A 25,715-nucleotide genomic window follows, 5' to 3' on the forward strand; every position below is an offset into this window, starting at 1 on the left:
GGACGGGGCGCGGAGCGGATCGGAGGTGCGCCGGTGGACCACGCCCCGGCCGGTCGTGCCCGGCTGATCCTCCTGGGCGCCGTGGCGCCGGTCGTGTGGGGCACCACCTACGTGGTCACCACCGAGCTGCTGCCGCCGGACCGGCCCATGACCGCCTCCCTCCTGCGGGCCCTCCCCGCCGGGCTGCTGCTGCTCGCCCTGACCCGGCAGCGGCCGCCGCGGGACTGGTGGGGACGGTTCGCGGTGCTCGCGCTGCTCAACTTCGGGGCGTTCTTCCCCCTGCTGTTCCTCGGCGCCTACCGCCTGCCGGGCGGTCTCGCCGCGGTCGTGGGCTCCGCCCAGCCCCTGGTCGCCGCACTCCTGCTGCTGCTGGCCTTCCGGCAGCGCACGCCGCTGCCCCGGATGCTGTGGGCCCTCGCCGCAGTGGCGGGCGTGTCCGTGGCCGTGTTCGCCGGGACCGTCACCCTGGACGCCCTGGGGCTCGCCGCGGCCTTCGCCGGAACCGCGGTCATGGCCGCCGGGGTGGTCCTGACCCGCAGGTGGGGTCTGCCCGACGGCATGAGCGGGCTCGCGGCGACCGGCTGGCAGCTGACCCTGGGCGGTCTGATGATCGCCCCGCTCGTGCCCCTGCTGGACACCGGTGCCTTCTTCCTGGACCTGCCGGCCGTGCTCGGCTACGCCTGGCTGGCGCTGCCCGGCGGCGCCATTGCCTACGCCGCGTGGTTCCACGCCGGCCGGCGCGTGCCGGCCACGAGCCTGACCCTGCTGATCCCGCTGACTCCGGTGACGGCCGCGGCCCTGGGCCTCCTGCTGCTGGACGAGACGCTCACGGGCCTCCAGGCCGCGGGCTTCGGCCTGGCCCTCGTCGCGTCCCTGGCGGGACAGCTGCCGGGCCTGCCGCGCGCAGGGCTCCGCCGCGGGGACGCCGGCCGGTCCCGCCCGGGCGGAGACGGACCACACCGCAGCGGCCGCGGAGCCCGTCATGGTTCTTCATGAGCTGCCGCCGGACGTCCTGCCGGTCGATCGGCGGCGGCGGTCCGCGCCGGTTCGCACGCGGTCCGGAAAATCCAGGGGTGATCCGTGACCGGCGTCTCAGTAGGATGGGGCGAGGCCGCCGGATCTTCCTGATTTCCCTGGTGGCTGGGCCGGTGCGGGGGCGATCTCGTACCGGCCGCTTTCTGCCCGCTCCGCCGCGGGCCCTCCGGCTCAGCAGATCCGCTCCTCCGCGGGCAGCACGCCCTCGAGGAGATGAGCGGTGACCGTCTCGTCGATGCACCGGTTGCCGGTCGCGTAGGACCCGTGCCCCTCGCCCACCCGGGTCAGCAGGTGCCCGCCCTCGAGCTGCTCGGCCAGCGCCTGCGACCACGCGTAGGGCGTGGCCGGGTCCCCCGTGCCGCCGACCACCAGGATGGGCCCGGCACCGGCGGCGTCGATCGGGGCGGGCACGCCGACGGGCTCGTGCGGCCAGGCCCCGCAGGTGACCTCGTCGTGGCTGAACCAGTCACCGAGGGTCGGGGACACCTCCTGCAGCTGCGCGTCCAGCGCCGCCATCGCGGCGGGGTCGTCGTCCTCGGGAAGGTCGAGGCAGTTGATCGCGATGTTCGCCGCGCTGGAGTTGGCGTAGGTGCCGTCGGGTCCCCGGCCGTAGGCGATGTCCGCAAGGCGCATCAGTCCCGTCCCGTCCCCGTGCTCCGTGGCCAGCGTGAGGGACTGGGTCAGGAACCACCAGATGCGCGAGTCGTAGAGCGGTTTGATGAGCCCGCTGACGGCGTCGTTCACGGTGAGCGGCCGCCCGTCGGCGGTCGGCAGCGGCTGCACCTCGGTCTGCCGGAGCAGCGCCTCGATCTCGGCCGTCCCCTCGTCGACGGTCCCCTCGAACGGGCACCCGTCCAGGGGCAGGCAGGACTCGACGTACACCCGGAGGGCACGTTCGAAGCCGGCGGCCTGATCGAGGGTCAGTCGGGCCCCGTCGAGGGACGGATCCACCGCCGCGTCCAGCACGAACCGTCCCGTCCGCTCGGGGAAGAGGTCGGCGTACGTGGCGCCGAGCCGGGTGCCGTAGGAGTAGCCGAGGTAGTCGAGCTCCTCGTCGCCGAGCACCGCCCGCAGGATGTCCAGGTCCCGGGCGGCGCTGACCGTGTCGACCTCGCCGAGCAGCGGGCCGGTGTTCGCCGCGCACGCCGCGGCGAACCGCTCGGCCGCCGCGACGGCCTGGGCCAGGCCCTCCGGGGTGTCGGGGTCGACCGTGGTGGCCCGGCTCGCGTCCATTGCGGCGTCGTCGAGGCACTCCACCGCGGTGGAGCTGCCCACGCCCCGCGGGTCGAAGCCCACGATGTCGTACGCGGCCCGGACGCGCGGGTCCAGTCCGGCCGCCCACGCCTCGATCGAAGCCGTCCCGGATCCGCCCGGGCCGCCGAAGTTGACGAGCAGGGAGCCCTGCCGGGCGGCGGGGTCCGTGCTCGGCACCCGGGTGACCGCCAGCTGGATCTGCCCTGCGGCCGGGTTCTCGTGGTCGAGCGGCACCTGCACCAGGGCGCACTCCGCCGCCGCCCCGCACGGGGTCCAGACGGGCTGCTGGGCGTAGAACTCCTCGAGCCCGGGCGGCACCTGGGCGGTGACGAGGACGCCTGGCGGCGGTGCGGCGACCGTGGCCGCCCCGGCCGCCGGAGCGGTCGCCAGCAGCACGGCCAGGGCCAGTGCGGAGCCCGCCCGGCGCGTGCGCCGGCGCCTCCGGTCGCGGGGACCGGGGCCGGAGGCGGGGCGGTGGTCGTTCTCGGGAGCACGCATGGCTCACCACTGCTTTCGGTCGGACCGGCCGGACGCCGGTGCGCGAGCACGAGCGCGGACGCGCACGTCAGGATCCTGCCACCGGCCTCGCGGCCCGCCCGGGCACCGGGCGCCCCCGCGCCCCGGCCTCCGCACCCCACCGGCGTCCCACCAGGGGCTTCAGGCTAGGAGCGCGCCGATCGGGCGGTCAAGGATGTGTCGTGGCGCGAAGGCCTCCCGGCCCGCCCCGCGCCGCGGGCGGTTGGAGGACCACGGCGGACAGCAGCCCGCCCGCCGCGAGCAGGCCCGCGCACAGCCCCATGACCACGGGGAACCCCGCACGGAGCCGGGCCGGGTCGGTGAGACCGGTCTCCCCGAGCCCGCCCACCAGCGGGATCGCCGCGACCGCGAGCAGGCCCGCCGTGCGCGCCACGGCGTTGTTGACCCCGCTGGCCAGCCCGGCCTGCTCCGTGGGCAGCGCGCCGAGGACCGTGGCGGTCAGCGGCGTGACCAGCAGGGTCAGCCCGGCGCCGAACACCGCGGCCGGCACCAGCACCTCCAGGAGGTAGTGCGCCCCGGGCCCGGCCCGGCCCAGCAGGAGCACCCCGAGCGCGGCGATCAGCGGCCCGGCGGTCATGGGCGCCCGCGGACCCACCCGGTGCACCAGGGCGCCCGCGGACGGCGAGAGCAGCAGCATCAGGACGGTGACGGGCAGCAGGGCCAGTCCGGCGGCCACGGGCGAGAACCCGGCTCCCACCTGGAGGGCGACGACGAGGACGAAGAAGACCGCGCCCAGGCCGGCGTAGACCACGAAGGTGATGACGTTCGCCGCCACGAACAGGCGCCGGCGGAACAGGGCGGGCGGCAGCAGCGGGGACCTCGCACGCCGCTCCCGGAGCAGGAACGCCGCCAGCAGGACGGCCCCGGCCGCGAGCGCCCCGCCCGCCGCCGGCACCGACGGGTCGTCGCCGGACGCGGTGGTCAGCCCGAGCGTCAGCGCCCCGAGACCGGCCACCAGCAGCGCCGCGCCGGGCACGTCCAGCTGCGGGCACGCCGCCGGGTTCCTCGACTCGGGGACGTGCCGGCGGGCGATCAGCGCCACGGCGAGCGCCACCGGGAGGTTGACCAGGAACACCCACCGCCACGAGGTGGTCTGGACGAGCCAGCCGCCCGCGAACGGCCCCACGGCCGAGGCGACCCCTGTGAGCCCCGACCAGGCGCCGATGGCGCGGGCGCGGTGCTCCGGGGCGAAGGAGGCCTGCAGGATCGCGAGCGCGGTCGGCACCAGGAGGGCGCCGCCGATCCCCTGGACGGCCCGCGCGGCGACGAGGACGGTGACGTCCGGGGCCAGGCCGCACAGCGCGGAGGCCCCGGCGAAGCAGCCGACGCCGATCAGGAAGATCCGGCGCCGGCCGTACCGGTCCCCCAGCGAGCCGCCGAGCAGGACCAGGGCGGCCAGGGTCAGCGTGTACCCGTTGACCACCCAGGTCAGGCCGGTGCTCCCCGCGCCCAGGTCGGCGGCGACGGACGGCAGGGCGATGCTCACCACCGTCGTGTCGATGAACGTCAGGGCCGAGCCGAGCACGGTGGCGGCCAGCACCCAGCGAGCCCGCCGCTCACCCCAGGCCAGCGGCTCGGACGGAGGGCCGTCGCCGGAGGATCGCACCATGGGCAGCTCGTTCCTCCTCGGTACGGGGGTCGGTACCGGGGTCGGTCCCGGGGTCCGGCACGGGGTCGGGCACGGGCCCCGCCGGAGCACCCCGCGCCGTCACCGGATCGTTCCCGCCCAGTGTCCCACCGGGAGGACCCCCGGTCCCGTGCCCGCGGCCCCGGGCGCCCTGGACGGACCGCCCGGTGGGGCAGCACACTGGGGCGCAGGAGGCCACCATGACCCACGTCGCGTTCCCCGAGATGCCCTACGAGTCCTGGCGGGACACCCTGGACACCCTCCACCGGTTCGCGCAGGTGGTCGGCAAGGTGCGGCTGGCGTCCGCGCCGCGGCGCAACCACTGGTGGAACGTGCCGTTCCACCTGACCGGCCGCGGCATCACCACCCGGCCGATGGGACGGGACCCGGTCTTCGCCGTCGACCTCGACCTCCTGGACCACCGCCTCGACGTGAGCACCGCCGCCGGGGCCCGGCACTCCTTCGCCCTGCCGGGGCTGTCCGTCGCCGAGTTCCACGCCCGGGTCCTGCACGCCCTGGAGGCGGTGGGGGTGGAGGTGACGATCGCCCGTCCCCACCCGTTCGACCTGCCCGACTCCGGGCGCCCGTTCGGCGCCGACACCGAGCACGCCGCCTACGACACCGCCGCCGTCACCCGCTACTGGCAGGTCCTCGGCCAGGTGAACCTGCTGCTGGAGGAGTTCGCGGCCGGCTGGTCCGGGAAGACCAGCCCCGTGCACCACTTCTGGCACACGTTCGACATCGCCGTGACCCGCTTCGCGGACCGCTTCGTGGATCCCCCGCCCGGCACGGACCCCGTCACCCGGGAGGCCTACTCCCGGGAGGTCATCAGCTCCGGGTTCTGGTTCGGGGACCCCACGTTCCCGGAACCGGCCTTCTACTCCTACACCGCCCCGGAGCCCGACGGGCTGGCCGGTGAGCCCCTGCGGCCGGCCGCCGCGTCCTGGCGCGAGCGCGGCGGCAGCCACCTCGCGGTCCTGCGCTACGACGACGTGCGGGCGCTGCCCGATCCGCACGGCGCCGTCCTGGAGTTCTGGGACAGCGCCTACCGGGCGGGGGCGCGCCGCAGCGCCTGGGACTTCGCCCGCTACGACTGCCCGCAGGGCGTCACCGACCCCCTGCGCTGAGCCGGGCTCAGCCGCTCTGCCGGGCCTGCCGCTCGGGGTCGAAGAACTTCCCGAGCACCACGGTGTCCTGGACGGCGTAGCCCATCCGCTCGTAGAACTCCCGGGTCCCCGTGTTCGTGCTGCGGACCATGAGCTGCATCTTCGGGATGCCGCGCCCGGCCACCCACCCCTCGGCGGCGACCATCAGCTCGCGGCCGAGCCCCTGGCCCCGGCGGGACGGGTGCACGGCCACGTAGTACACCCACCCCCGGTGGCCGTCGTGGCCCACCATGGCGGTGCCGGCGAGACGCCCCTCCTCGACGGCGGCCAGGACGGTGGAGGTCGGGCCGGCGAGCGCCCGGTCCAGGTCCGCCCGCGGGTCGTTCCAGGGGCGGGTCAGCCCCGCCTCCTCCCACAGGGACACGGCGTCCTCGTGCAGGTGCTCCGGCAGTCGTTCGACGATCACACGGCCTCCTTCGGTCGGCCCATGCTCTCACGGGCGCCGATTCTCGTCCTGCGATAACGGACCTGGCCCGCGGACGTGCGCTGGCTCACACTCTGAGACACACCCGTCACCGCCGACGAGGAGGAGACCCATGGTCTATCCCGCGAAGTACTCCGCTCTCAACGCCCTCGCCCTGACGGACGAGGCGAAGCGCACCCTCACCCGCGTCATCCGGGTGGCGTTCCCCCACCCCCGGATCCCCGACGGCCCGTACGAACGGATGGCGGAGAAGATCGCCGCCGAGGCCGAGGACTCCACGTGGTTCCGGATGGCCCTGACCCAGGGGCTGCTGACCCTGAACTCGCTCAGCGACGCACCGTTCGTGGAGCTGTCCGACGACGCCGCGCTGAAGGTGCTCAAGCGGATCGCCGACCTCGAGTTCTTCGGCTTCATCCGCCGCACCACCGTGCTGCACCTCTACGACGACCACGAGGTGTGGGAGGCCCTGGGCTACGAGGGCGAGTCCTTCTCGAAGGGCGGCTACCTGCACCGCGGCTTCGACGACCTCGACTGGCTGCCGGACCCGCGCGTCGAGGAGTCCGAGGAGGAGCTGGCCGAGTGCGGGCCCCTCGGCTACCCGGTGGCGACCGCGGCCCCCAAGGAGGGGTGGAACCTGGACCAGCAGGGCGCCTCCGAAACCACCGAGCAGCCCTTCAGCGACCTCTTCAAGGGGTCGGACGTCATCGAGCACGGGGAGACCGCATGACCACCACGCCCCAGGACCAGCAGCGCGCCGCACGGATCGAGCTCGACGACGACTCCGCCGTCGTCGTCATCGGCTCCGGAGCCGGCGGAGGCACCCTCGCCCACGAGCTCACGGAGAAGGGCATCAAGGTGGTGCTCCTCGAGGCCGGGCCGCACCTGACCAGTGAGGACTGGGTCAACGACGAGTGGGAGGCCTTCCACCAGATGGCCTGGCTGGACCCGCGCACCACCACGGGGTCGTGGCGGATCGCCCGGGACTTCCCCAACCTCCCGGCGTGGATCGTCAAGGCCGTCGGCGGGACCACCACCCACTGGTCCGGGGCCACGCCCCGGTTCAAGGCCCACGAGTTCCGCACGCGCAGCGTCTACGGGCGCGTCGACGGCGCCAACCTCCTGGACTGGCCGATCGGCCTGGAGGACCTCGCCCCGTACTACGACCGGGCCGAGCAGAAGATCGGCAGCACCCACCGCCACGGCCGGCCGCCGCTGCCCGCGAACAACAACTACAAGGTGCTCGCCGCGGGCGCGCAGAAGCTCGGCTACCGGCACTACGCGACCGGCCCCTACGGGACCAACGCGGAGCCCTACGACGGGCGGCCGGCCTCCGTCCAGGACGGGTTCAACTTCCAGGGCGACAAGAACCGCTCGAAGTGGTCCACGCTCGTCTCGGAGATCCCCAAGGCCCTGCGCACCGGGAACCTCGACCTGCGTCCGGACTGCCACGCCGTGCAGATCACCCACACGGAGAAGGGCCTGGTCGACAGCGTGCTCTACGTCGACGGCGAGGGCCGGGTCCAGCGGCAGCGGGCACGGCTGGTGGCGGTGGCGTGCAACGCGATCGAGACGCCCCGGCTGCTCATGCTCTCCGGCTCCCCGCTGTTCCCGGACGGGCTCGCGAACTCCTCCGGGCAGCTGGGCCGCAACTACATGCGGCACACCACGGGCTCGATCTACGCGCAGTTCGACCGGCCGGTGCACATGTACCGGGGCGAGACGATGGCCGGGCTCGTGGCGGACGAGTCCCGGCACGACGTCGACCGCGGCTTCGCCGGGGGCTACTACATGGAGACGATCTCCCTGGGCCCCGCATTCCTCGCCAGCTTCGTGGACCCCGGCTCCTGGGGGCCGGAGTTCACAGCCCTGCTGGACGGCTACGAGAACACCGCCGGGATGTGGGTGGTGGGCGAGGACATGCCGCAGGAGAGCAACCGGGTGACCCTCAACTCCTCCGTGACGGACCACCTGGGGCTGCCCGTGCCCAACGTGCACTTCGACGACCACCCGAACGACGTGGCGATGCGCAACCACGGCTATCAGCAGGCGTCCCTGCTCTACGAGTCCGTGGGCGCGACCTCCGTGCACCACACGCCGCCCTACCCGTCGACGCACAACATGGGCACGGCCCGGATGAGCGAGCGCCCCGAGGACGGGGTGACCAACGCGTTCGGCCAGACCCACGACGTGCCGAACCTGTTCGTCGCGGACGGCTCCCTGTTCACGACCGGCGCGGCGGCGAACCCGACGCTGACGATCGTGGCCCTGGCCGCCCGGCAGGCGGACTACATCGCCGAGCAGCTGGCGGGACGCCACCTGTAGCCGCCGGACGTGGAGGGCTGCTCAGCCGGTCGCGGACCGGACCGGGCAGCCCTCCGCGGCGCGCAGGGCCCGTCCCACCCGGTCCGCGGCGTCCCGCAGGACCGGCGCGATCGCCCGGTGCCGCCGCTCGAAGTCGGTGGGCCGCAGGGACACGGCCACGGAGCCCAGGGTGCGCCCGGCGGAGTCGACCACCGGCGCGGCCAGGCACGAGGCGCCGGGCACGAACTCCTCGCGCTCCACGGCGACGCCCTCCGCGCGCACCCGCCCGAGCTCGCGCCCCAGCTCGTCCGGCGTGGTGAGCGTGCGGTCCGTCAGGGGGCGCATCCCGTGGCGGCCGAGGTAGTCCGCCACCTCGTCGTCGTCCATGCGGGAGAGCAGGATCTTGCCGAAGGCCGTGGCGTGCGCGCCGCCCGTGAAGCCGAAGTCCATGGGGTCGATGCGCGGCCGGCGCGGGGAGTCGACCACGTGCGCCACCACCACGGCGTCGCCGCGGTAGACCGCGAAGTATGCGGCGGCGTCGGCGCTCCCGTGCAGCTCCCGCACCGCGCGCTGCACGGTGGCCGGGGTCGCGACCTGCTGGCGCAGCGAGGCGTCGAGCGCGTGCAGCTTGTAGCCCAGACCGTAGCGGCGCTGGTCCCGGAGGTGCACCACGTGCTCGGAGGCCACGAGCGTCTGCAGCAGCCGGTAGACCGAGGGCAGCGGCATCCCCAGCTCGGTGCTGATGTCCTTGGCCGTGGCGCCCCGGGGATCCCGCGCGACCACGTCCAGGAGGGCGAAGGCTTTCTGGACGGAGGCCATGCCGGTGTCGCGTGCGGTCATGCCTCACATTGTGGCGTGCCGGGTTGCACATGCCAACAGCCCGGGAGCCTCGCTCCCGGGCCGGCGGCGCGCCGTCGGACGGTCAGCCGACCGTGATCTCCCCCATCCGGTTCCAGCCCGAGGCGGAGATCTGCTCGCTGATGATCTGCGGGGTCTCCACGAGCGCCTGGGGCGCCTCCGCCGTGAACTTCCTGAAGTGGTCGCTGTTCACGTGCGGGCCCGCGCCGTCGTCCGCGAAGGCCTCGACGAGCACGAACTCGTGCGGGTCCTCCACGCTGCGGGACCAGTCGAACCACAGGTTGCCCGGCTCCGCGCGGGTGGCCTCGGTGAACTCCTTCGAGAACTCGACCCAGCGGTCGGCCCACTCCGGCTTCACCTTGAACTTGACGACGATGAAGATCATCCCTGCTCCCCTCTCGCGGACGTCCCGGTTCACCCCGGGACTCTCGGTGCCAGTGTCGCGGCCCGTGGAAGGGCCCGCCAAGGGAGGTTATCGCGGACCGATAACGACGGCGCCCGGCGCACCGTACGGTGGACCCATGACCGATCTGCACCGCACCCCGCCGACCGCGCCGGACGCCGTGGACCTCGACGGGAGGACGTTCGTGGGCGTGTCCAACGCCGCCGACGGGGACGTCGGCTCCGACACGGTCTTCGACTACCACCAGGAGGACGACCTCGTGTGGGCCGAGTACGCGGGCGGCTCGGTGCGCCGGGGCTTCCTCGTCGGCACGCGCGCCGGGGACGGGCTGAGCTTCCGCTACTCGCACCTGGACCGTGCCGGGGAGACCGCCGGCGGGGCGTGCACGTCCCGCATCGAGGTGCTCGGGGACGGCAGGGTGCGCCTGCACGAGACCTGGGCCTGGGAGTCCAGGGCAGGCACGGGGCGCAGCGTGGTCGAGGAGGTCGGCCGCCGGCCCTGACGCCCCGGGCTGCGGGGGCCGCTCCCGGGGTGGGATCATGTCCCCATGAGCCGCAACCTCACCTCCACCCTCGTGGACGACCTCCGGGCGCGCATCGTGGACGGGCGCATCTCCCCCGGCGAGCGCCTGCCCAGCGAGAGCACCCTGATCGCGGAGCACGGGGTCAGCCGCACGGTGGTGCGCGAGGCCGTCGCCCGGCTGCAGGCGGAGGGACTCGTGCACACCCGGCGGGGCAGCGGAAGCTTCGTGCTGACCCCTCCGGCCGCGCCCGGCGGGACGAGCCGGCCGGTGCGGACCCTGCAGGACCGGCGCCGCCTGCTGGCCTTCCGCACCGGGGTCGAGTCCGAGGCCGCGGCGCTGGCGGCCACGGCGCGGGAGGAGCACCAGCTCGCCCGGATGGAGGACGCCCTGGCGCGGTCCGAGGAGGAGGTCGACAACCCGGCCGCGTCCCTGGAGAACGACTTCGAGTTCCACCGGACCGTGGCGGAGGCCAGCGGGAACCCGTACTACGTGGACGCCCTGAACGGCCTCGGGCCCGCCATGATCACCATGCCGCCGCGCCGGCTGGACGGCGCCCCCGGCGGCGGGCGCGCGGCCCGGGTCGCCGCCGAGCACCGGTCGGTCCTGGACGCGATCCGGGCCCGCGACCCGCTCGCCGCGTCGGCGGCGATGCGCGCGCACCTGGCGAACTCCCGGTGGCGGCTCGAGGCGGAGGCGGGCGACGGGCCGTCCGCGACCGCCCCGGGGAACGGCTGAGGCGGCCGTGACGACGCAGGAGGTCCTCACCGGGGTCCGCCTGTCCCCGGTGCAGATGCTGCGGGCCCTGCGGGACCAGCCCGGGCTGGTGGGGCTGTTCGGCGACTGGTCCGGCGGCGACACCGTGATCGGCGTGCGGCCGCTCCGGGTGCTGGGCGCCGGCGAGGACCCCTTCGCGGCCCTGGACGCCCGGGTCCCGCTGACGGACGCCCCGCTGCCGGACGCCCCGCTGCCGGGTGCCACCCCGGAGGGGGATCCCCCGCCGGACGACCCCCAGGAGGCGGCCTTCGGCGGCGGCTGGATCGGCTACCTCGGCTACCAGCTGGCCCGGCGCCTCGAGCGGCTCCCCACCGCCCCGCCGCGCCCCGCGCGGCTGCCGGACCACCACCTCGGGTACTACGACCACGTCCTGCGCCACCGCGCCGCGGACGGCGCCTGGGTGCTCGAGTGGCTGCCGGGCACGGACCCGGCCCGGGTGGCGGCCGCGCGGGAGCTCGCCCGCACGGCGCCGGACGCCCCGCACGCACCGGCGCCCTACCGGTGCGGGCCCTTCACGGCCGACGCCTCTGCCGCCGCGCACGCCGCCGCCGTGACCGCGGTGCTGGGCCACATCCGCGACGGCGACGTCTTCCAGACCAACGTCTGCCGCGGTCTCGAGGCCGGTTTCCGGGGCGACCCGCTGGACCTGTTCTGCGCCGGCCAGGAGGCCCTGGCCCCGCGCTTCGCCGCGTTCCTGCGCCTCCCGGAGGGGGCCGCGGTGGCGAGCCTGTCCCCGGAGCTGTTCCTGCGCCGCACCGGGCGCACGGTCCTGACGTCCCCGATCAAGGGCACCGCACCGGCCGCGAGCGACCCCGCGGCGCTGCACGGCTCGGCGAAGAACCGGGCGGAGAACGTCATGATCGTGGACCTGATGCGCAACGACCTCTCCCGGGCGTGCGTGCCCGGGTCGGTGCGCGCCCCGGCCACGCCCCGGGTCGAGCCGCACACCGGGGTCCACCACCTGGTGGCGGACGTGCACGGGCGGCTGCCCGCGGGGCTGGGGGACGGGGCGCTGCTGCGGGCCACGTTCCCCCCGGGGTCCTGCACGGGTGCGCCCAAGATCCGGGCCATGGAGATCGTCAACGCGCTCGAGCCCGCGGCCCGCGAGATCTACACGGGGGCGATCGGCCGCGCGGGCCCGGCCGGTCTGGTGCTCAACGTGGCGATCCGCACCTTCGAGTTCACCGGCGACCGGGTCCGGCTCGGGGTGGGCGGCGGGATCGTGGCCGACTCCGACCCCGCGGACGAGGCGCACGAGACGCTCGTGAAGGCGGTGCCCCTGCTCGACGCCGTCGGGGCCGTGCTGGACGAGGACCTCCGGCGGGACTGGGACGGGCACCGGCCCGCGACCGTGCTCGAGCTCCTCCCGGCCCTGCCGGTCCTCCCGCCGGCCCGGGAGGAGGGGGTGTTCACCACGCTGCTCGTGCGCGAGGGCGCGCCCGTGGACCTCGAGGCCCACCTCGCCCGGCTCGGCGCCAGCTGCCTCGCCTGCTGCGGTGCGGCCCTGCCCGCAGGCGTCCGCGGCGAGGTGCTGGACCGGGCCGCCGCGCTGCCCGGTCCGCACCGGCTGCGGATCACGGCCGTGCCCGCCCCGGGGGGCGCCGTGACCGTGACGGTCACGGCCACGGCCCTCCCCCCGGAGCCGGTGCCGCCGTGGCGGCTCGTCCCCGTCCGGCTGCCCGGCGGCCTCGGGGGGCACAAGTGGGCGGACCGCCGGGTGCTCGCCCACGAGCCGGTCCCCGGGCTGTGGTCGCGCAGCTGCGACCCGCTGCTCGTGGACGCGGACGGCATGCTCCTGGAGACGGGCCGGGCGAACGTCTTCGTCGTCGTCGACGGCGCCGTGCTCACCCCGCCCGCGGACGGACGGATCCTGCCCGGGGTGGTGCGCGCCCGCGTGCTGGCGGCGCTGCGCGCCGCCGGCACGGACGTCCGCGAGCGCCCGGTGGCGTGGGCGGAGCTCGCCCGCGCCACCGAGGTGTTCGTGACCAACTCGGTGGCGGGCGTGCACCCCGTCGGGGCGGTCGACGGCCTCGGGCGCTGGGAGCCCGGGCCCGTGCTGCGCGCCCTCGGACCGCTCCTCGGCTAGCCCTTCGCCGAGGCGGTCCGCCACCCCCCGTGGTAGTCCTTGCGGACCACCTCGGAGTAGGGCACGGGGCTGACCACGGCCCGGACCTCGAGCTGCTCGTGCGGCTCCACGGTGGTCTTGCGACTGCCGCCGTCCGGCTCGCCCCAGACGACCTTCAGCTCGGTGCCCTCGGGCACGTTCGGGTCGATGGTCGCCAGGGACAGGCCCTTGCGCTCGTTGTAGCTGTAGCCGGTGAACATGGACAGGCCCACCGTGCGGCCGTCGGCGTCGACCACCGCGTCGTAGTTGGACGAGCCGTAGTTGGCCAGGGGCAGGTCGAAGTACTTGTAGTCCGGGCCCTCGGTGTCGAACAGGGAGGCGAAGATCTTCGTCATGTCCTCGGCGTTCCAGGCCAGGGTCGCCTTCCGGCGCTGGGTCGAGGGGTCGACCTGCTCCAGGGCGTCGCGGCCGATGAAGTCGTGGTCGAACTTCACGAAGGACCCGTAGCCCAGCTCCCACGGCGTGAGGTAGTAGTCCTCGATGTTCTCGGAGACGAAGCTGCCGGCGAGCGCGTTGGTGGCCTCGTAGCTGTCCGCCCCGAGCCACCTCCGGTAGTCCGCCGTGCCCTCCCCGGTGTAGATCGCCGGCAGCGGGGACGGGATCCAGCCCGACTCGAGGGTGTTCGAGGGGTACGCCCGGGCGCCGACGGGCACGATGCCGAACTCGGCGCCGGCCTCCAGGATCGTGGCCCGCACCTGGTCGTAGGACTCGTAGGGGCCCCAGATCTCCAGCCCGGGGGCGCCGGCCATGCCGTGGCGCAGGGTGCGCACCCGGGCGCCGCCCACGCTCATGCGGTCCATGGTGAAGAACTTCAGCTGCTCGAGCGGCCCGCCGTTGAGCTTCTCGATGATCTGCCACGCGCTGGGGCCCTGGATCTGGAAGCGCCAGTACTTCCGGACCACGGGCTTGCCCATCGGTCGGGACGGGGAGCGGCGGTCGACCTCGATGTCGACGTCGTAGCCGCCGGTCTCGCCGTGGTAGAGCAGCCAGTTGGCGGCCGGGGCGCGGCCCACGTAGACGTACTCGTCCTCCTCCTGGTGGAACAGGATGCCGTCGCCGATGACGTGGCCGGCCGGGGTGGTGGGCACGTACTGCTTCGCCTTGTTCACGGGGAACGTCCTCGTGCTGTTGATCGCGGTGTCCGAGATCAGTCGCAGGGCGTCCTTGCCGCGGATGAACAGGTTGTCCATGTGGTGGGACTGGTCGTAGAGCACGGCGGTCTCCCGCCACGCCTTCTGCTCGCTGCGCCAGTTGTGGAACTCGGGCGCGACCACGGGGTAGACGTACGCGCCGATCTGCGAGTTGCGGAGCAGCTCGACGGTGCCGTTCGAGGCGTCGAGGACGTCCTGGAGAGTGCGGGGTGCCACGGTTGACTCCTTCTCTGCGGTGGTGCCCCGGCCGCGACGGCGCGGCCGGGGCGGGGATCAGAACACGATGGTCTGGCGGTCGTGCCGGATGATGCGGTCCTGGCAGTGCCACAGCACGGCGCGGGAGAGCACCTGGCGCTCCACGTCCGCGCCGCGGCGGGCGAGCTCCTGCGCGGAGTCCCGGTGCGAGGCCCGGACCACGTCCTGCTCGATGATCGGGCCCTCGTCGAGGTCCTCGGTGACGTAGTGCGCGGTGGCGCCGATGATCTTCACGCCCCGCTCCTTGGCCTTGCGGTACGGCTCGGCCCCGATGAAGGCCGGCAGGAACGAGTGGTGGATGTTGATCACCGGCACCCCGACCTCGGTCAGGAACGTGGAGGACAGGATCTGCATGTAGCGGGCGAGGACCACGAGGTCGACGTTGCCCTGCAGCAGGCGCAGGTGCTCCGCCTCGGCCGCGGCCTTGTCCTGGGTGGGGACGTGGAAGAAGGGGATGCCGAAGCCGCGGACGTCCTCGGCCATGTCGGGGTGGTTGGAGACGACCATGGAGATCGTCATGGGCAGCTCGCCCCGGCGCTGGCGCCAGACGAGGTCGAGCAGGCAGTGGTCGGACTTCGAGGCGAAGATCGCCACGCGCCGCGGCACCGAGAGGTCCGTGAACCGCCACTCCAGCTCGAACCCGTCCGCGAGGGCCGCGCCGAGGTCCTGCTCGAGCGCCGGCCGCAGGGCCGGGTAGCCGGGCAGGTGGAAGACCGTGCGCTGGAAGAACGCCCCGCCCTCGGGGTCGTCCGAGTGCTGGTCGAGGGCCACGATGTTCGCCCCGTGCCGGGCGAGGACGTCGGTGACGACGGCGACGATCCCCGGCTGGTCCCGGCCGTGCACCACGAGGCTGGCGTGGTCCGGGCGGAGCATCGACGGGCGGGCCGCGCTCACGGGATCCCCCCGTCCGTCCCGAACTCGCGGACCCACTCGGCCGTGGCCCGCAGCCCGCCGAAGGTGTAGAAGTGCAGCAGCACCTGCCCGTGGACGGCGGGATCGAGGCCGGCGGCGAGGTTGCGCAGGAAGCGGTCCGGGCCCGCGGTGCCCAGCAGGTTCGTCAGGGAGAAGCCGTACTTCTGGACGATCCCCGCCGAGGTGCCCACGCCGAAGCGGCGCGCGTAGCCGAGCAGCCGCCGGACGCCCGCCGGCCCCGGCACCCCGATCCGCACCGGGGTGTCGACGCCGCGGCGGCGCACCTCGGCCAGCCACTCCAGGACCGGGTCCTTGTCGAAGCCGAACTGGGTGATGATCTCGGGCTCGAGGCCCTGCTCGCGGATCGCGGCCGTCTTGTCGGTCAGGGCGGACCAGAGGGCGGCGTCGTCGATGCCGGGGTGGCCCTCCGGGTAGCCGCTGACGCCCACCCCCCGCACGCCGTGCCGCGGGAGCACCCCGGTGCGGATGACGGAGAGGGAGTCCGGGTAGGGGCCCTCGGGGGTCTCGGGGTCCCCGCCCACCACGAACACGTGCTCGGCGGCGCCGACCTCCGCGAGCGCCGCGAGGAACTCCTCGAGCTCGCCCTGGGAGCGCAGCCTCCGCGCCGAGAAGTGGGGCACGGGGACGAAGCCGTGCTCGCGCACCGCGCGGGCCGCGGCCACGCGCATGCCCAGGTCCTCGTTGCCGAGGAAGGTCACGTTGATCCGGGTGCCCGCCGGGACCACGGCGGCGGCCTCCTCCAGGGCCGGCACGTCCTTGCCCGTCATCTCGAGGGAGAAGTCCCGGAGCAGCGCGGCGGCCGGTCCGGCGTGGGGCGGGTCGATCGGCATCGGTCCACATCCTTTCCGCGGTGCGTGCCCGGGGGCGCGCCGCGGGCGCGGGGTTCACACGGTCTCGCCGCCAGTGTTGCAGGTCACAATAACTATGTACAGAGTGTTTCGGTGCCGGGCGGCCCAGGGATCGCCCCGAGGTACTAGTCATACAAGTTGTTTATTTGTACTATTCGTGGTGACCGCCACCGCCGAGACCCTCGAGGATCCCGCCATGCCGTACACCCCGGACGCCGTCCGCCACGTCCAGCTCTCCACCGCCACCCTGCCGCTGAGCACCCCGATCTCCGACGCCAAGGTCTTCACCGGCCGCCAGCGGCCGATGACCGAGGTCGTGTTCCTCTTCGCCGAGATCACCACGGCGCAGGGGCACACCGGGGTGGGCTTCAGCTACTCCAAGCGCGCGGGGGGCCCGGCCCAGTACGCCCACGCGAAGGAGGTGGCCGAGGGCCTGCTCGGCGAGGACCCCAACGACATCGCCCGGGTGTACGACAAGCTGCTGTGGGCGGGCGCCTCCGTGGGCCGCTCCGGCGTGGCCACCCAGGCGCTGGCCGCGATCGACGTCGCCCTCTGGGACCTCAAGGCCAAGCGGGCCGGGCTGCCGCTGGCCAAGCTGCTGGGCGCCCACCGGGACTCCGTGCGGACCTACAACACCTCCGGCGGGTTCCTCAACGCCTCCCTGGAGGAGGTCCGGGACCGCGCCACCCGCTCCCTCGAGGAGGGCATCGGCGGGATCAAGATCAAGGTGGGCCTGCCGGACTCCGCCGAGGACCTGCGCCGCGTCGCGGGCGTCCGCGAGCACATCGGCACGGACGTGCCCCTGATGGTCGACGCCAACCAGCAGTGGGACCGCGCCACGGCCCTGCGCATGGGGCGCCGGCTGGAGGAGTTCGACCTCGTCTGGATCGAGGAGCCCCTGGACGCCTACGACGCCGAGGGCCACGCCCAGCTGGCCGCGGCCCTGGACACGCCGATCGCCACGGGCGAGATGCTCGCCTCCGTGGCGGAGCACGTCCGGCTCATCGACGCCCGGGCCTGCGACATCATCCAGCCCGACGCCCCGCGCGTGGGGGGCATCACCCAGTTCCTGCGCCTGGCGGCCCTGGCCGACCAGCGCGGACTGGGCCTGGCCCCCCACTTCGCCATGGAGATCCACCTGCACCTGGCGGCGGCCTATCCGCGCGAGCCGTGGGTGGAGCACTTCGACTGGCTCGACCCCCTCTTCGAGGAGCGCCTGGAGACCCGGGACGGGCGCATGCTCGTCCCCGAGCGCCCCGGACTGGGCGTCACGCTCAGCGGCCAGGCCCGCGCCTGGACCACGGACAGCGTGGCGTTCGGCAGGCCGTAGGAGCCGCGGCCGGCGCCCTCCGAGGGCGCCGGCGCGACACGGCCGGCGAATTCCGAGTGACCTCTTGACCCGTGAGGCAGGTCACAGCTACGCTCGGGAAAACGCTTTCCAGAAGGCGTTGCCTCGACCCATAGGAGACATGATCAGCATGAAGCGAACGGGAACCCTCGCGAAGGCCGCCACCGTCCTCAGCGTGTCGGCGCTGGCCCTGACCGGCTGCGGCGGCGCCGACGATGCGAACGCCGACGGCAACGTCGAGCTGCGCTTCGCCTGGTGGGGCTCGGACACCCGCCACCAGCAGACGCAGGAGATCATCGACGCCTTCGAGGAGCAGAACCCGGGGGTCACCATCGTGGGCGAGTACGGCGACTTCGGCGGCTACTGGGACAAGCTGGCCACGCAGACGGCCTCCAGCGACGCCCCGGACATCATCCAGATGGACGAGAAGTACCTGCGCGAGTACGCGGACAACGGCGCGCTGCTGGACCTCTCCGACGTGGACGTCGCCGAGCTCGACGAGGGCGTCGTGGACAGCGGCCGGACCGAGGAGGGCCTCTTCGGCGTGGCCACGGGCGTCAACGTGATGGCGATGATGGCGAACCCCACCATCTACGAGGAGGCCGGGGTCGAGCTGCCGGACGACTCCACGTGGACCTGGGACGACTTCTCCGAGGTCTCCCAGCAGATCGCCGAGAACACGGACGTCCACGGCACCAGCGGCCCGAACGAGCCGGCCGGCTTCCAGATCTGGCTGCGCCAGCAGGGCAAGGAGCTCACCACGCCCGAGGGGCAGCTCGGCTTCGAGGCGAGCGACGCCGCCGGCTACCTGGGCATGTGGCACCAGATGATGGAGGACGGCGCCCTGCCCCCGGCCTCGGTGGTCACGGAGGACCAGGAGCCGGGCCCCGACCAGTCGCTCACCGGCACCAACGGCGCGGCCATGGGCATGTGGTGGACCAACCAGCTGAGCGCCCTCAACGCCGCGTCCGGCAACCAGCTCGTCCCGCTCCGCTTCCCGAGCACCGACGGCACCGAGGGCGGCGCGCAGCTCTTCCAGAAGTCGGCCATGTTCATGTCCGCCTCCGCCCGCACCGAGCACCCCGAGGAGGTCAAGGCGTTCATCGACTTCATGGTCAACAGCGAGGAGGCCGGCAAGATCAACCTCGCGGACCGCGGCCTGCCCGCCAACGAGACGGTGCGCGAGGCCGTGCTGCCCGAGCTCAGCGAGGCGGACACCGCGGCCGCGGAGTTCGTCGAGGAGATCCAGCCCGAGCTGGGCGAGGCGCTGCCGGTCCCGCCGCTGGGCTTCAGCACCCTGCAGGAGATCATCTACCGCTACGAGCTCGACGTGCTCTTCGAGCGCTCGACCCCCGAGGAGGCCGCCGAGCGCATGATGTCCGAGATGGAGTCGGCGATCAGCTGACCCCCCGCACACTCCGCGGGCGCCGGACGGCACCGTCCGGCGCCCGCGGCTCCACCTGCCTCCGACAGCCGAACCCGCCCGCCGAACCCGCCCGCCGAATCCAGGAGAACCTGTGCAGACCCAGACCGTGTCCGCCCCCGCCGCCCGCACCGCGCCGGAGGGACCCGTGCGCGTCTGCCTGGTGGGGATCGGCGGCTTCGGCGGACGCCACCTCGCGAACATCCGCCGGCTCGAGGAGGAGGGCCGTGTCCGCCTGGTGGCGGCCGTCGACCGGCGGGTCGACGACGACGGGGTGCTCGGACCGGACGTGCCCATGTTCGGCGACCTGGCGCAGCTGGAGGACGCCGGCCCGGACGTGGACGTCGTGGTGGTCTCCACCCCCATCGACACCCACTTCGACCTCGCCCTGGCCGCCCTCCGGATGGGGGCCGACGTCCTGCTCGAGAAGCCCCCCGTGGCCAGCCTCGACCAGTTCGACCGCCTCCTCGAGGCCGCCGGGGCGGCGGACCGGCTCGTCCAGGTGGGCTTCCAGAGCCTGGGCTCCCACTCCCTGGAGGTCGTCGAGCGACTGCTCGCCAGCGGGGAGATCGGGCGGCTGCGCGCGGTGGGCGCCACGGGGCTGTGGTCCCGGGACACCGACTACTTCACCCGGTCCCCGTGGGCCGGGCGGCGCCGCATCGGCGGGGTGGACGTGGTGGACGGCGTGGTCACCAACCCGCTGGCCCACGCGGTGATGACCGCCCTGCACCTCGCCGGTGCCCGCACCCGCGAGGACGTCGCCGAGCTGAGCACCGAGCTCTACCGCGCCAACGCCATCGAGTCCGACGACACCTCGGTGGTCCGGGTGCGCACCGCGGCCGGGATCCCGGTCACGTGTGCCCTGACCCTGTGCGCCGCCGAGCAGCAGGACCCGTTCATCACCGTGGAGGGCACGGAGGGGCAGGCCGTCCTGCACTACACCCAGGACCGGCTGACCGTCACGGGCCCGGAGGGGACGCGGGTTGTCGAGTCCGGGCGCACGAACCTGCTCGAGAACCTGATCGACGCCCGGGCCCGGGGCACCGCGCTGCTGTGCCCGCTGGTCGCCACGGGGGCCTTCGTGCGGGTGCTGGACGCCGTCCGCACCGCCCCGGACCCCGTCCCGATCGCCCCCGAGCACGTCCGCTGGCACCAGGAGGACGGGACGGCGCCGCGCGCCGTCCTCGACGGGATCGAGGACTGGGCGGCGCGGGCGGTCAGGGCGCAGTCGGACTTCGCCGGCCTGGGCGCCCCCTGGGCGCAACCCGCCGCCACGAGCGGGAGCGTGCTCCTCGGCGAGCGCGAGGTGGCGCAGGTCCGCACGGGCGAGGACGTCGCCCCGAGCTCCTCCCCCCGCCCGTTCCTGCACCCCGTGCGGACCCTCGGCGGCGTCGTCCTCACGGACCAGCAGCCCCTGGACCACGTCTGGCACCTGGGGGTCGGCACGGCGCTCCAGGACGTGGACGGCCTCAACTTCTGGGGCGGGCGCACCTACACCCGGGAGGCGCAGCGCTACGTGTGGCGGGAGGACCACGGCCGCGTGCTCCGGGTCGCGGCGCACCACGCCGACGACCGCCTCGACGAGGAGCTCGCCTGGACGGGCCCGGACGGCGCCGCGGTGCTGACCGAGGAGCGCCGCTGGACGTTCCGGCCCGTGCACGAGCGCGCCTGGGAGCTCGGCCTGCGCTTCCGCCTCTCCCCCGCCGGCGACCACCCGGTGCGGCTCGGCAGCCCCGGCTCCAACGGGCGGGCCGGCGGCGGCTACGGAGGATTCTTCTGGCGACTCCCCGCCTGCACCGACGCGGACGTGTTCACCGCGGACGCGGCGGGCGAGCAGGCCGTGCACGGCAGCACCTCCCCGTGGCTCGCCTTCTCCGCCGAGTTCGCGGGGCGCCCCGCGACCCTCGTCCTGCGGCGCGGCGACGACTCGGCCGACCCCTGGTTCGTCCGGCACGCCGGGTACCCGGGGGTGGGTCTCGCCCTGGCCTGGGACGCGCCCGTCACGACGACGACGGACCGGCCGGTCGAGCGGGAGGTGCGCGTGCTCGTCGTCGACGGCCGTCTCGACACCCCCCGGGTGGAGGCCCTGCTCGGGGACGCGGCCCGGGGCCGGACCGCGTGAGCGCCCCGGAGCGGGCGGAGAAGCGCCGGCGGGTCCTGCGGGTGCTGGACGCGCACGGGGTGGACGCCGTGCTGCTGCAGAGCCACTCCGCCGTGTCCTGGTACCTCGACGGCGCGCGCGTGCACGTCTCGCTCGCCGGTCCGCCGGTGGCCGCGGTCCTGGTGCACCGGGACGGTGACGAGGTCGTGACCTCCGCCAACGAGGCCGCCCGCCTGGTGGCCGAGGAGCTGCCCGCGGGCCTCCGGCTGCACGAGGTGCCCTGGCACGGGTCCCTCACAGCGCCGGAGGACTGGTTCCCCGGGGCGCGCGCGATGGCCGTGGCCGCCGAGGAGTGCGTCGCCGCACCGCTGCGGGCGGCGCGGGCCTCGCTGCTCCCCGGCGAGGCGCAGCGCTACGCGCAGCTGTGCCGGGACGCCGCGGCGGTGCTGACCGGGGCGCTGACCCGGGCGACGCCGCGCACCACCGAGCGGGAGCTCGCCGCCGAGCTGACCGCCGGCCTGGTGCGCGCGGGCGCGGAACCCGTCGTGGTGCTGTGCGGGGGCGCCGACCGCCTGCCCCACCGCCACCCCCTGCCGACCGCCGGGCCCCTGGGCCGGCGCGCGATGGCGGTCGTCTGCGCCCGCCGCGGCGGACTCATCGCCAATGCGACCCGCTGGGTGCGCTTCGGCCCGGCCGAGCCCGCCGAGACGGACGCGGAGGCGAGGATCGCGGAGGTCGAGGCCGACGTCCTCGACGCGCTGCGCCCCGGGCTGCCCCTCGCCGACCTGCTGCCGGTGCTCCGGCACGCCTATCCGCGCCACGGCTTCGACGCCGAGGAGTGGACCCGCCACCACCAGGGTGGGCCCGCCGGGTACGCCGGGCGGGACCCGCGGCTCGCCCCCGGGGTGCCGGACCTCGTGCACGAGCACCAGGCCTTCACGTGGAACCCGTCCGCGCCGGGCACGAAGATCGAGGACACGGTGCTGCTGGGTCCCGGCGGCGTCGTGCCCCTGTCCGTGGACCCGCGCTGGCCCGTGGTCCGGGTCCGGGGCCGGGACCGCCCGGCCGTGCTGGAGCGCTGACCGCCCCCGTCCGCCCGCACCGAGCCGGAAGGCCCGCGCCCCCGGGGGTGCGGGCCTTCCGGCGGTCCGGGCTCCGGTGCTCAGGGACGCGCACCGTCCAGGGCGGGCAGCACCTGCTGCCGCAGCGCCAGCCCGAGACCGGGCAGGTCCCGGGTCTCCAGCCGCGAGCCGGTCACCCGGACCGGGGACGGCCCGTCCAGGATGCCGAGGTCCGCGAACCCGGCGTCCTCCACGACCTCGACCGTGGTGGGCTCGGCGAGGGTCAGGGCCAGCTGCCCGGAGAGGTCCGGCAGCAGGTGCGGGGCGATCCCCACGCTGTGCGTGCGCGCGAGCTCCACGATCCGCCGGAACGGCGTGATGCCGCCCACCCGGACGATGTTCGGCTGGACGACGTCCACGGCGCCGGCCGTGATGAAGTCCCGGAAGCGGTAGACGTTGTGCAGGTTCTCCCCCAGGGCGATGGGGACCCGGCTGAACCGGCGCAGCTGCCGGTAGCCCTCGAGGTCGTCGGCGCGCAGCGGCTCCTCCAGCCACGACGGCCCGAACTCGGCGAGGGCGTCCAGGGCCCGGCGCGCCGTGGGCAGGTCCCACCGCTGGTTGGCGTCGACCATGAGCCCGCGGTACGGGCCGAGCAGCTCGCGGACGGCCGCCACGCGTTCCACGTCCTCGCGCAGGTCGGCCCTGCCCACCTTGATCTTGACCGCGCCGAAGCCGGCGGCGACCCACCGGCGCACCTGCTCCTGCAGCTCCTCCAGGGTGTAGTGCAGGTTCACGCCGGAGCCGTAGACGGCCACGCTCTCCTGCCGCCGGCCCAGCAGCGCGGTGATCGAGACCCCGGCCCGGCGCGCCCGCAGGTCCCACAGCGCGAGGTCCACGCCCGCGAGCGCCACCCCGGTCAGCCCGGTGCCGCCCTCGTGCAGGTGCTTCCAGGCGTCGTCCCAGAGGGCCTCGGGGTTCTCGGTGCGCCCGCGCACGAAGCCCGCGAGGTCGTCGTCGAGGAGCGCCTTGACGGCCGTCGCCCCGATCGTCGGGGTCCAGGAGAAGCCGGTGCCGGTGGCGCCGTCGTCGGCCACGACCGTGACGGCCACGACGTGGTTCTGCGGGGCCTCCGGCCCCCAGCTGCGCGGCAGCCGGGCCGTGATGAGCTCCGTGTGCAGGGCGGCGATGCTCATGCGGTGTCCTTCCCGTGCCGGCCGGCGCCCGCGGGCTCCCCGGCCGCGGCGGCCACGGGCTCCTCCCGGAGCTCGGTGCGCCAGCTGCGCGCCGGCTCCCAGTCCAGGACCCGGCGGGCCTTGTCGATGCTGAAGGCGGGGGCCGTCCCGGTCAGCCCCGCGGCGAGCTGCTCGCTGCCCGGGACGAACTCGGGCAGCAGCTCCGCGAGCGGGCGCCGGGCCAGGGCGTCGGCGGCGCCCACCAGGAAGGTGTCGCCGTTGCGGATCGCGCCCATCCGTTCCAGCAGCGCCTCCAGGAAGGCCGTGACGTCCCGGGCGTCCACGTAGTTGAACAGCGCCGGCGCGGCGAGCGCGGGGTCGTCGAGCCGCTCCCGCACGGTGTGGCCCTGCTGCGTGGGGGCGCCCTCCCACTCCTCGGGGGCGATCACGTAGCAGGGGCGGAAGGACGCGTAGCGCACGGCCTCGCCCCGGGCGGCGGCGAACATCTGTGCCACCTGCTCCGCCACGTGCTTGGACAGCCCGTAGGCGTGCCACGGCCGGGGAGGGGTCTCCTCCGTGAGCGGGAGCGCGGGCGGCAGCCAGCCCGCCGGGGAGCCGTAGCCCAGCACCGTGGGGCTGCTGGCCATGACGATCCGCCGCACCCCGGCCTCGGTCGCCGCGCCGGCCACGTTGTGCGCGATCACCGCGTTGGTCTGCAGGATGACGTGCTCGGGGGCGCTGAACGGGACGGCAATGGCCGCCAGGTTGATCACGGCGTCCGGGCGGACCGCGCGCATCAGCGCGTGCACGGCGTCCGGGTCGGTGAGCTCCGCGCCGCGGTGCTCCACGGCGGGGTGGGAGCCGGCGGGGTCCGCGGGCAGGGACCGGTCGACGCTGAGGACGTCGTAGCCGGCCTCCGCCAGCCCGGCGACCACGCTGCGGCCGAGCCGGCCCGCGCCGCCGGTGACGAGGACGCGGCTCATGCCGGGACCTCGCTCCGGCTCGCCCCGGAGGTCGCCCCCAGGTCCAGCTCGGCGATCCGGACGGGCAGCCCGGACTCGAGGGAGCGGTTGCCGGCGATGCCCACGGCCACCGCCGCCACGCCGTCCCGGTAGCCGGAGGGCCGCCCGTACGGGTCCTCGCCGGGGCCGCGGAAGACGTCGGCCAGCAGCAGCCGGTCCCCGCCGCCGTGGCTGCCCGCCCCGTTGCTGATGACGACCTCCTCGGCGGCGCCCCAGTGGCGCTGGACGGTCAGGCGCTCGCCGCGGCTGCGGGCACCGCCCCGGCGGGGGCCCACCGTGACCGAGGGGTCCACCGGGGAGCCACCGCTCGCCGGCAGGACCGCCGCCCGTTCGACGACCTCCAGCTCGGCCCGGCCCTCGGTGCCGTTGACGGCGACCCGGTACCCCTCCCACGGGGAGTGGGCGTTGAGGGAGTAGGAGAGGGTGGCGCCGCGGGCGTAGTCGACCACGAGGGCCAGGTTGTCCTCGATGCTGATCCCGTCGGAGAACACGTCCTGGTCCCGGCGGTACCCGTCGTGGTGCTGGTGGTCGAGGTAGAGCCGGCTCAGCCGCTCGTCGGTGCGCAGGTCCAGGGCGAAGGGGTCGCCCCCGTCGGCGTCCCGTGCGGGGGCGCCCGCGCGCGCCCGGGCCTCGGCGTTGTCCCGGCCGTAGAACCGCAGCCCGCCCGAGGCGAAGACCCGCTCCGGGGTGTCGGCCAGCCACCAGTTGACGAGGTCGAAGTGGTGGGAGGACTTGTGCACCAGCAGCCCGCCGGAGTTCTCCTTCTGCCGGTGCCAGCGGCGGAAGTAGTCGGCGCCGTGCACGGTGTCGAGCATCCAGCTGAAGTCCACGGAGGTGACCGTGCCGATCGCCCCGGACTGCACGACGTCCTTGAGGGCGGTGTTGCGCGGGGAGTACCGGTAGTTGAAGGTGACCACCACGTGGCGGCCGGTCTCGTCGACGGCCGCGGTGATCCGGCGGCAGCCCTCGGCGTCCACGGTCAGGGGCTTCTCGACGACGGCGTCCGCCCCGGCGCGCAGCGTCTGACAGATGTAGTCGGCGTGGGTGAGGTCGGGGGTGGTGATGATGACCCGGTCGATCCCCTGCTCGCGGATCGTCCGGGTGAGCTCCGCGGGGTCCAGGACGCCGATCCGGACGCCCGAGGTCTCCTCGGCGAGCCGGCGGTAGTGCTCGGCCCGCCCGGGGTTGGTGTCGCCCACCGCCACCAGCTCGGCGACGTCGGCGTGGTCGTCCAGCAGGGAGCGGAGGTACATCTCGCACCGGTTGCCGGTGCCGACCAGGACGTACCGGGTCCGCCTCCCCTGCCGTGCCGTGCCGTCCGTGCCGCTGTGCTCTGCGCTGTCCATCGGTTGCTCCTGGTTCTGGAGGGGTGTG

At 74.6% G+C, this 25,715-nt stretch carries 22 protein-coding genes; 11 read left to right on the top strand and 11 right to left on the bottom strand.

Annotated elements, in window-relative coordinates:
• Positions 1-33 precede the first annotated feature (33 nt).
• Complete coding sequence (locus ACP7CD_RS14750) at positions 34-996, top strand: DMT family transporter (RefSeq protein ID WP_109221392.1); 963 nt, start codon at positions 34-36, stop codon at positions 994-996.
• A 210-nt stretch (positions 997-1,206) separates the two neighbouring features.
• Here the strand turns inward: ACP7CD_RS14750 and ACP7CD_RS14755 are convergent, their stop codons facing one another.
• Both ACP7CD_RS14755 and ACP7CD_RS14760 read right to left on the bottom strand, forming a co-directional pair.
• Entirely contained in the window at positions 1,207-2,787 is a 1,581-nt protein-coding gene (locus ACP7CD_RS14755) for an alpha/beta hydrolase (RefSeq protein WP_109243154.1), read from the bottom strand.
• A gap of 187 nt (positions 2,788-2,974) precedes the next feature.
• The gene (locus ACP7CD_RS14760; protein ID WP_017834689.1) at positions 2,975-4,435 is read right to left on the bottom strand and encodes an MFS transporter; all 1,461 of its coding nucleotides are present in this window, start codon (positions 4,433-4,435) and stop codon (positions 2,975-2,977) included.
• A gap of 218 nt (positions 4,436-4,653) precedes the next feature.
• On the opposite strand from ACP7CD_RS14760, the gene ACP7CD_RS14765 reads away from it, so the two are divergent.
• The gene (locus tag ACP7CD_RS14765) at positions 4,654-5,580 is read left to right on the top strand and encodes a DUF5996 family protein (protein WP_109221395.1); all 927 of its coding nucleotides are present in this window, start codon (positions 4,654-4,656) and stop codon (positions 5,578-5,580) included.
• A 7-nt stretch (positions 5,581-5,587) separates the two neighbouring features.
• Here ACP7CD_RS14765 and ACP7CD_RS14770 read toward each other — a convergent pair whose 3' ends face one another.
• Complete coding sequence (locus ACP7CD_RS14770; protein ID WP_017834687.1) at positions 5,588-6,025, bottom strand: GNAT family acetyltransferase; 438 nt, start codon at positions 6,023-6,025, stop codon at positions 5,588-5,590.
• Positions 6,026-6,155: 130 nt separating this feature from the next.
• On the opposite strand from ACP7CD_RS14770, the gene ACP7CD_RS14775 reads away from it, so the two are divergent.
• Both ACP7CD_RS14775 and ACP7CD_RS14780 read left to right on the top strand, forming a co-directional pair.
• The gene (locus tag ACP7CD_RS14775) at positions 6,156-6,770 is read left to right on the top strand and encodes a hypothetical protein (RefSeq protein WP_017834686.1); all 615 of its coding nucleotides are present in this window, start codon (positions 6,156-6,158) and stop codon (positions 6,768-6,770) included.
• Positions 6,767-8,365, top strand: coding sequence for a GMC family oxidoreductase (locus tag ACP7CD_RS14780; protein WP_426120527.1), 1,599 nt, complete (start codon positions 6,767-6,769; stop codon positions 8,363-8,365). Before ACP7CD_RS14775 ends, ACP7CD_RS14780 begins: the two co-directional genes overlap by 4 nt.
• 21 nt (positions 8,366-8,386) lie before the next feature.
• Here the strand turns inward: ACP7CD_RS14780 and ACP7CD_RS14785 are convergent, their stop codons facing one another.
• Together ACP7CD_RS14785 and ACP7CD_RS14790 are read right to left on the bottom strand one after the other, a co-directional pair.
• Positions 8,387-9,184 (bottom strand): IclR family transcriptional regulator, encoded by a 798-nt coding sequence (locus ACP7CD_RS14785; protein ID WP_017834684.1) that lies wholly within the window; start codon positions 9,182-9,184, stop codon positions 8,387-8,389.
• An 82-nt stretch (positions 9,185-9,266) separates the two neighbouring features.
• Complete coding sequence (locus tag ACP7CD_RS14790; RefSeq protein ID WP_017834683.1) at positions 9,267-9,587, bottom strand: putative quinol monooxygenase; 321 nt, start codon at positions 9,585-9,587, stop codon at positions 9,267-9,269.
• 136 nt (positions 9,588-9,723) lie between these two features.
• Here ACP7CD_RS14790 and ACP7CD_RS14795 point away from each other — a divergent pair, with 136 nt between their 5' ends.
• The 3 genes from ACP7CD_RS14795 to ACP7CD_RS14805 are packed head-to-tail and all read left to right on the top strand — an operon-like array spanning position 9,724 to position 12,988.
• The gene (locus ACP7CD_RS14795) at positions 9,724-10,107 is read left to right on the top strand and encodes a hypothetical protein (protein WP_017834682.1); all 384 of its coding nucleotides are present in this window, start codon (positions 9,724-9,726) and stop codon (positions 10,105-10,107) included.
• Positions 10,108-10,152: 45 nt separating this feature from the next.
• Positions 10,153-10,863 (top strand): FadR/GntR family transcriptional regulator, encoded by a 711-nt coding sequence (locus ACP7CD_RS14800; protein WP_426120528.1) that lies wholly within the window; start codon positions 10,153-10,155, stop codon positions 10,861-10,863.
• A gap of 7 nt (positions 10,864-10,870) precedes the next feature.
• Positions 10,871-12,988 (top strand): bifunctional anthranilate synthase component I family protein/class IV aminotransferase, encoded by a 2,118-nt coding sequence (locus ACP7CD_RS14805; RefSeq protein ID WP_176336960.1) that lies wholly within the window; start codon positions 10,871-10,873, stop codon positions 12,986-12,988.
• Here the strand turns inward: ACP7CD_RS14805 and ligM are convergent.
• From ligM to ACP7CD_RS14820, 3 genes are read right to left on the bottom strand one after another with little or no spacing between them, the layout of a single operon-like run.
• The gene (gene ligM, locus ACP7CD_RS14810) at positions 12,985-14,394 is read right to left on the bottom strand and encodes a vanillate/3-O-methylgallate O-demethylase (protein ID WP_017834679.1); all 1,410 of its coding nucleotides are present in this window, start codon (positions 14,392-14,394) and stop codon (positions 12,985-12,987) included. The two genes, ACP7CD_RS14805 and ligM, sit on opposite strands and share 4 nt — an antisense overlap.
• A 57-nt stretch (positions 14,395-14,451) precedes the next feature.
• Positions 14,452-15,306, bottom strand: a complete 855-nt coding sequence (gene purU, locus ACP7CD_RS14815; RefSeq protein WP_109268461.1) for a formyltetrahydrofolate deformylase — start codon at positions 15,304-15,306, stop codon at positions 14,452-14,454.
• A 17-nt stretch (positions 15,307-15,323) separates the two neighbouring features.
• On the bottom strand, positions 15,324-16,196 hold the full coding sequence (locus ACP7CD_RS14820) for a methylenetetrahydrofolate reductase (protein ID WP_426120529.1): 873 nt from the start codon (positions 16,194-16,196) through the stop codon (positions 15,324-15,326).
• 214 nt (positions 16,197-16,410) lie between these two features.
• On the opposite strand from ACP7CD_RS14820, the gene ACP7CD_RS14825 reads away from it, so the two are divergent.
• The 4 genes from ACP7CD_RS14825 to ACP7CD_RS14840 all read left to right on the top strand — a co-directional run bounded on the left by ACP7CD_RS14825 (position 16,411) and on the right by ACP7CD_RS14840 (position 22,168).
• A complete protein-coding gene (locus tag ACP7CD_RS14825) occupies positions 16,411-17,544 on the top strand; it encodes an L-talarate/galactarate dehydratase (RefSeq protein ID WP_426120530.1) in 1,134 nt (377 codons plus the stop codon).
• A gap of 148 nt (positions 17,545-17,692) precedes the next feature.
• The gene (locus tag ACP7CD_RS14830) at positions 17,693-18,967 is read left to right on the top strand and encodes an ABC transporter substrate-binding protein (protein ID WP_043739617.1); all 1,275 of its coding nucleotides are present in this window, start codon (positions 17,693-17,695) and stop codon (positions 18,965-18,967) included.
• 112 nt (positions 18,968-19,079) lie between these two features.
• Positions 19,080-21,107 (top strand): DUF6807 family protein, encoded by a 2,028-nt coding sequence (locus ACP7CD_RS14835; protein WP_426120531.1) that lies wholly within the window; start codon positions 19,080-19,082, stop codon positions 21,105-21,107.
• Complete coding sequence (locus ACP7CD_RS14840; protein WP_095650262.1) at positions 21,104-22,168, top strand: M24 family metallopeptidase; 1,065 nt, start codon at positions 21,104-21,106, stop codon at positions 22,166-22,168. The genes ACP7CD_RS14835 and ACP7CD_RS14840 overlap by 4 nt, the downstream gene beginning before the upstream one ends.
• A gap of 80 nt (positions 22,169-22,248) precedes the next feature.
• Here ACP7CD_RS14840 and ACP7CD_RS14845 read toward each other — a convergent pair whose 3' ends face one another.
• The 3 genes from ACP7CD_RS14845 to ACP7CD_RS14855 are packed head-to-tail and all read right to left on the bottom strand — an operon-like array spanning position 22,249 to position 25,687.
• Complete coding sequence (locus ACP7CD_RS14845) at positions 22,249-23,340, bottom strand: mandelate racemase/muconate lactonizing enzyme family protein (protein ID WP_426120533.1); 1,092 nt, start codon at positions 23,338-23,340, stop codon at positions 22,249-22,251.
• Entirely contained in the window at positions 23,337-24,302 is a 966-nt protein-coding gene (locus tag ACP7CD_RS14850) for an NAD-dependent epimerase/dehydratase family protein (protein WP_017834671.1), read from the bottom strand. Before ACP7CD_RS14850 ends, ACP7CD_RS14845 begins: the two co-directional genes overlap by 4 nt.
• Positions 24,299-25,687 (bottom strand): Gfo/Idh/MocA family protein, encoded by a 1,389-nt coding sequence (locus ACP7CD_RS14855; RefSeq protein WP_126346627.1) that lies wholly within the window; start codon positions 25,685-25,687, stop codon positions 24,299-24,301. Before ACP7CD_RS14855 ends, ACP7CD_RS14850 begins: the two co-directional genes overlap by 4 nt.
• Positions 25,688-25,715 lie beyond the last annotated feature (28 nt).

Source organism: Kocuria sp. LHG3120 (assembly GCF_049897445.1).
GTDB classification, from domain to species: Bacteria; Actinomycetota; Actinomycetes; order Actinomycetales; family Micrococcaceae; genus Kocuria; species Kocuria rosea.

What these genes read in the sequence shown, in the direction of transcription:
- ACP7CD_RS14765 (WP_109221395.1), top strand. Translation starts at nt 4,654, where the DNA reads ATGACCCACGTCGCGTTCCCCGAGATGCCCTACGAGTCCTGGCGGGAC.
- ACP7CD_RS14775 (WP_017834686.1), top strand. Translation starts at nt 6,156, where the DNA reads ATGGTCTATCCCGCGAAGTACTCCGCTCTCAACGCCCTCGCCCTGACG.
- ACP7CD_RS14785 (WP_017834684.1), bottom strand. Translation starts at nt 9,184, where the DNA reads ATGACCGCACGCGACACCGGCATGGCCTCCGTCCAGAAAGCCTTCGCC.
- ACP7CD_RS14760 (WP_017834689.1), bottom strand. Translation starts at nt 4,435, where the DNA reads ATGGTGCGATCCTCCGGCGACGGCCCTCCGTCCGAGCCGCTGGCCTGG.
- ACP7CD_RS14795 (WP_017834682.1), top strand. Translation starts at nt 9,724, where the DNA reads ATGACCGATCTGCACCGCACCCCGCCGACCGCGCCGGACGCCGTGGAC.
- ACP7CD_RS14800 (WP_426120528.1), top strand. Translation starts at nt 10,153, where the DNA reads ATGAGCCGCAACCTCACCTCCACCCTCGTGGACGACCTCCGGGCGCGC.
- purU (WP_109268461.1), bottom strand. Translation starts at nt 15,306, where the DNA reads ATGCTCCGCCCGGACCACGCCAGCCTCGTGGTGCACGGCCGGGACCAG.
- ACP7CD_RS14790 (WP_017834683.1), bottom strand. Translation starts at nt 9,587, where the DNA reads ATGATCTTCATCGTCGTCAAGTTCAAGGTGAAGCCGGAGTGGGCCGAC.
- ACP7CD_RS14830 (WP_043739617.1), top strand. Translation starts at nt 17,693, where the DNA reads ATGAAGCGAACGGGAACCCTCGCGAAGGCCGCCACCGTCCTCAGCGTG.
- ACP7CD_RS14845 (WP_426120533.1), bottom strand. Translation starts at nt 23,340, where the DNA reads ATGAGCATCGCCGCCCTGCACACGGAGCTCATCACGGCCCGGCTGCCG.
- ACP7CD_RS14850 (WP_017834671.1), bottom strand. Translation starts at nt 24,302, where the DNA reads ATGAGCCGCGTCCTCGTCACCGGCGGCGCGGGCCGGCTCGGCCGCAGC.
- ACP7CD_RS14755 (WP_109243154.1), bottom strand. Translation starts at nt 2,787, where the DNA reads ATGCGTGCTCCCGAGAACGACCACCGCCCCGCCTCCGGCCCCGGTCCC.
- ACP7CD_RS14855 (WP_126346627.1), bottom strand. Translation starts at nt 25,687, where the DNA reads ATGGACAGCGCAGAGCACAGCGGCACGGACGGCACGGCACGGCAGGGG.
- ACP7CD_RS14780 (WP_426120527.1), top strand. Translation starts at nt 6,767, where the DNA reads ATGACCACCACGCCCCAGGACCAGCAGCGCGCCGCACGGATCGAGCTC.
- ACP7CD_RS14825 (WP_426120530.1), top strand. Translation starts at nt 16,411, where the DNA reads ATGCCGTACACCCCGGACGCCGTCCGCCACGTCCAGCTCTCCACCGCC.
- ACP7CD_RS14820 (WP_426120529.1), bottom strand. Translation starts at nt 16,196, where the DNA reads ATGCCGATCGACCCGCCCCACGCCGGACCGGCCGCCGCGCTGCTCCGG.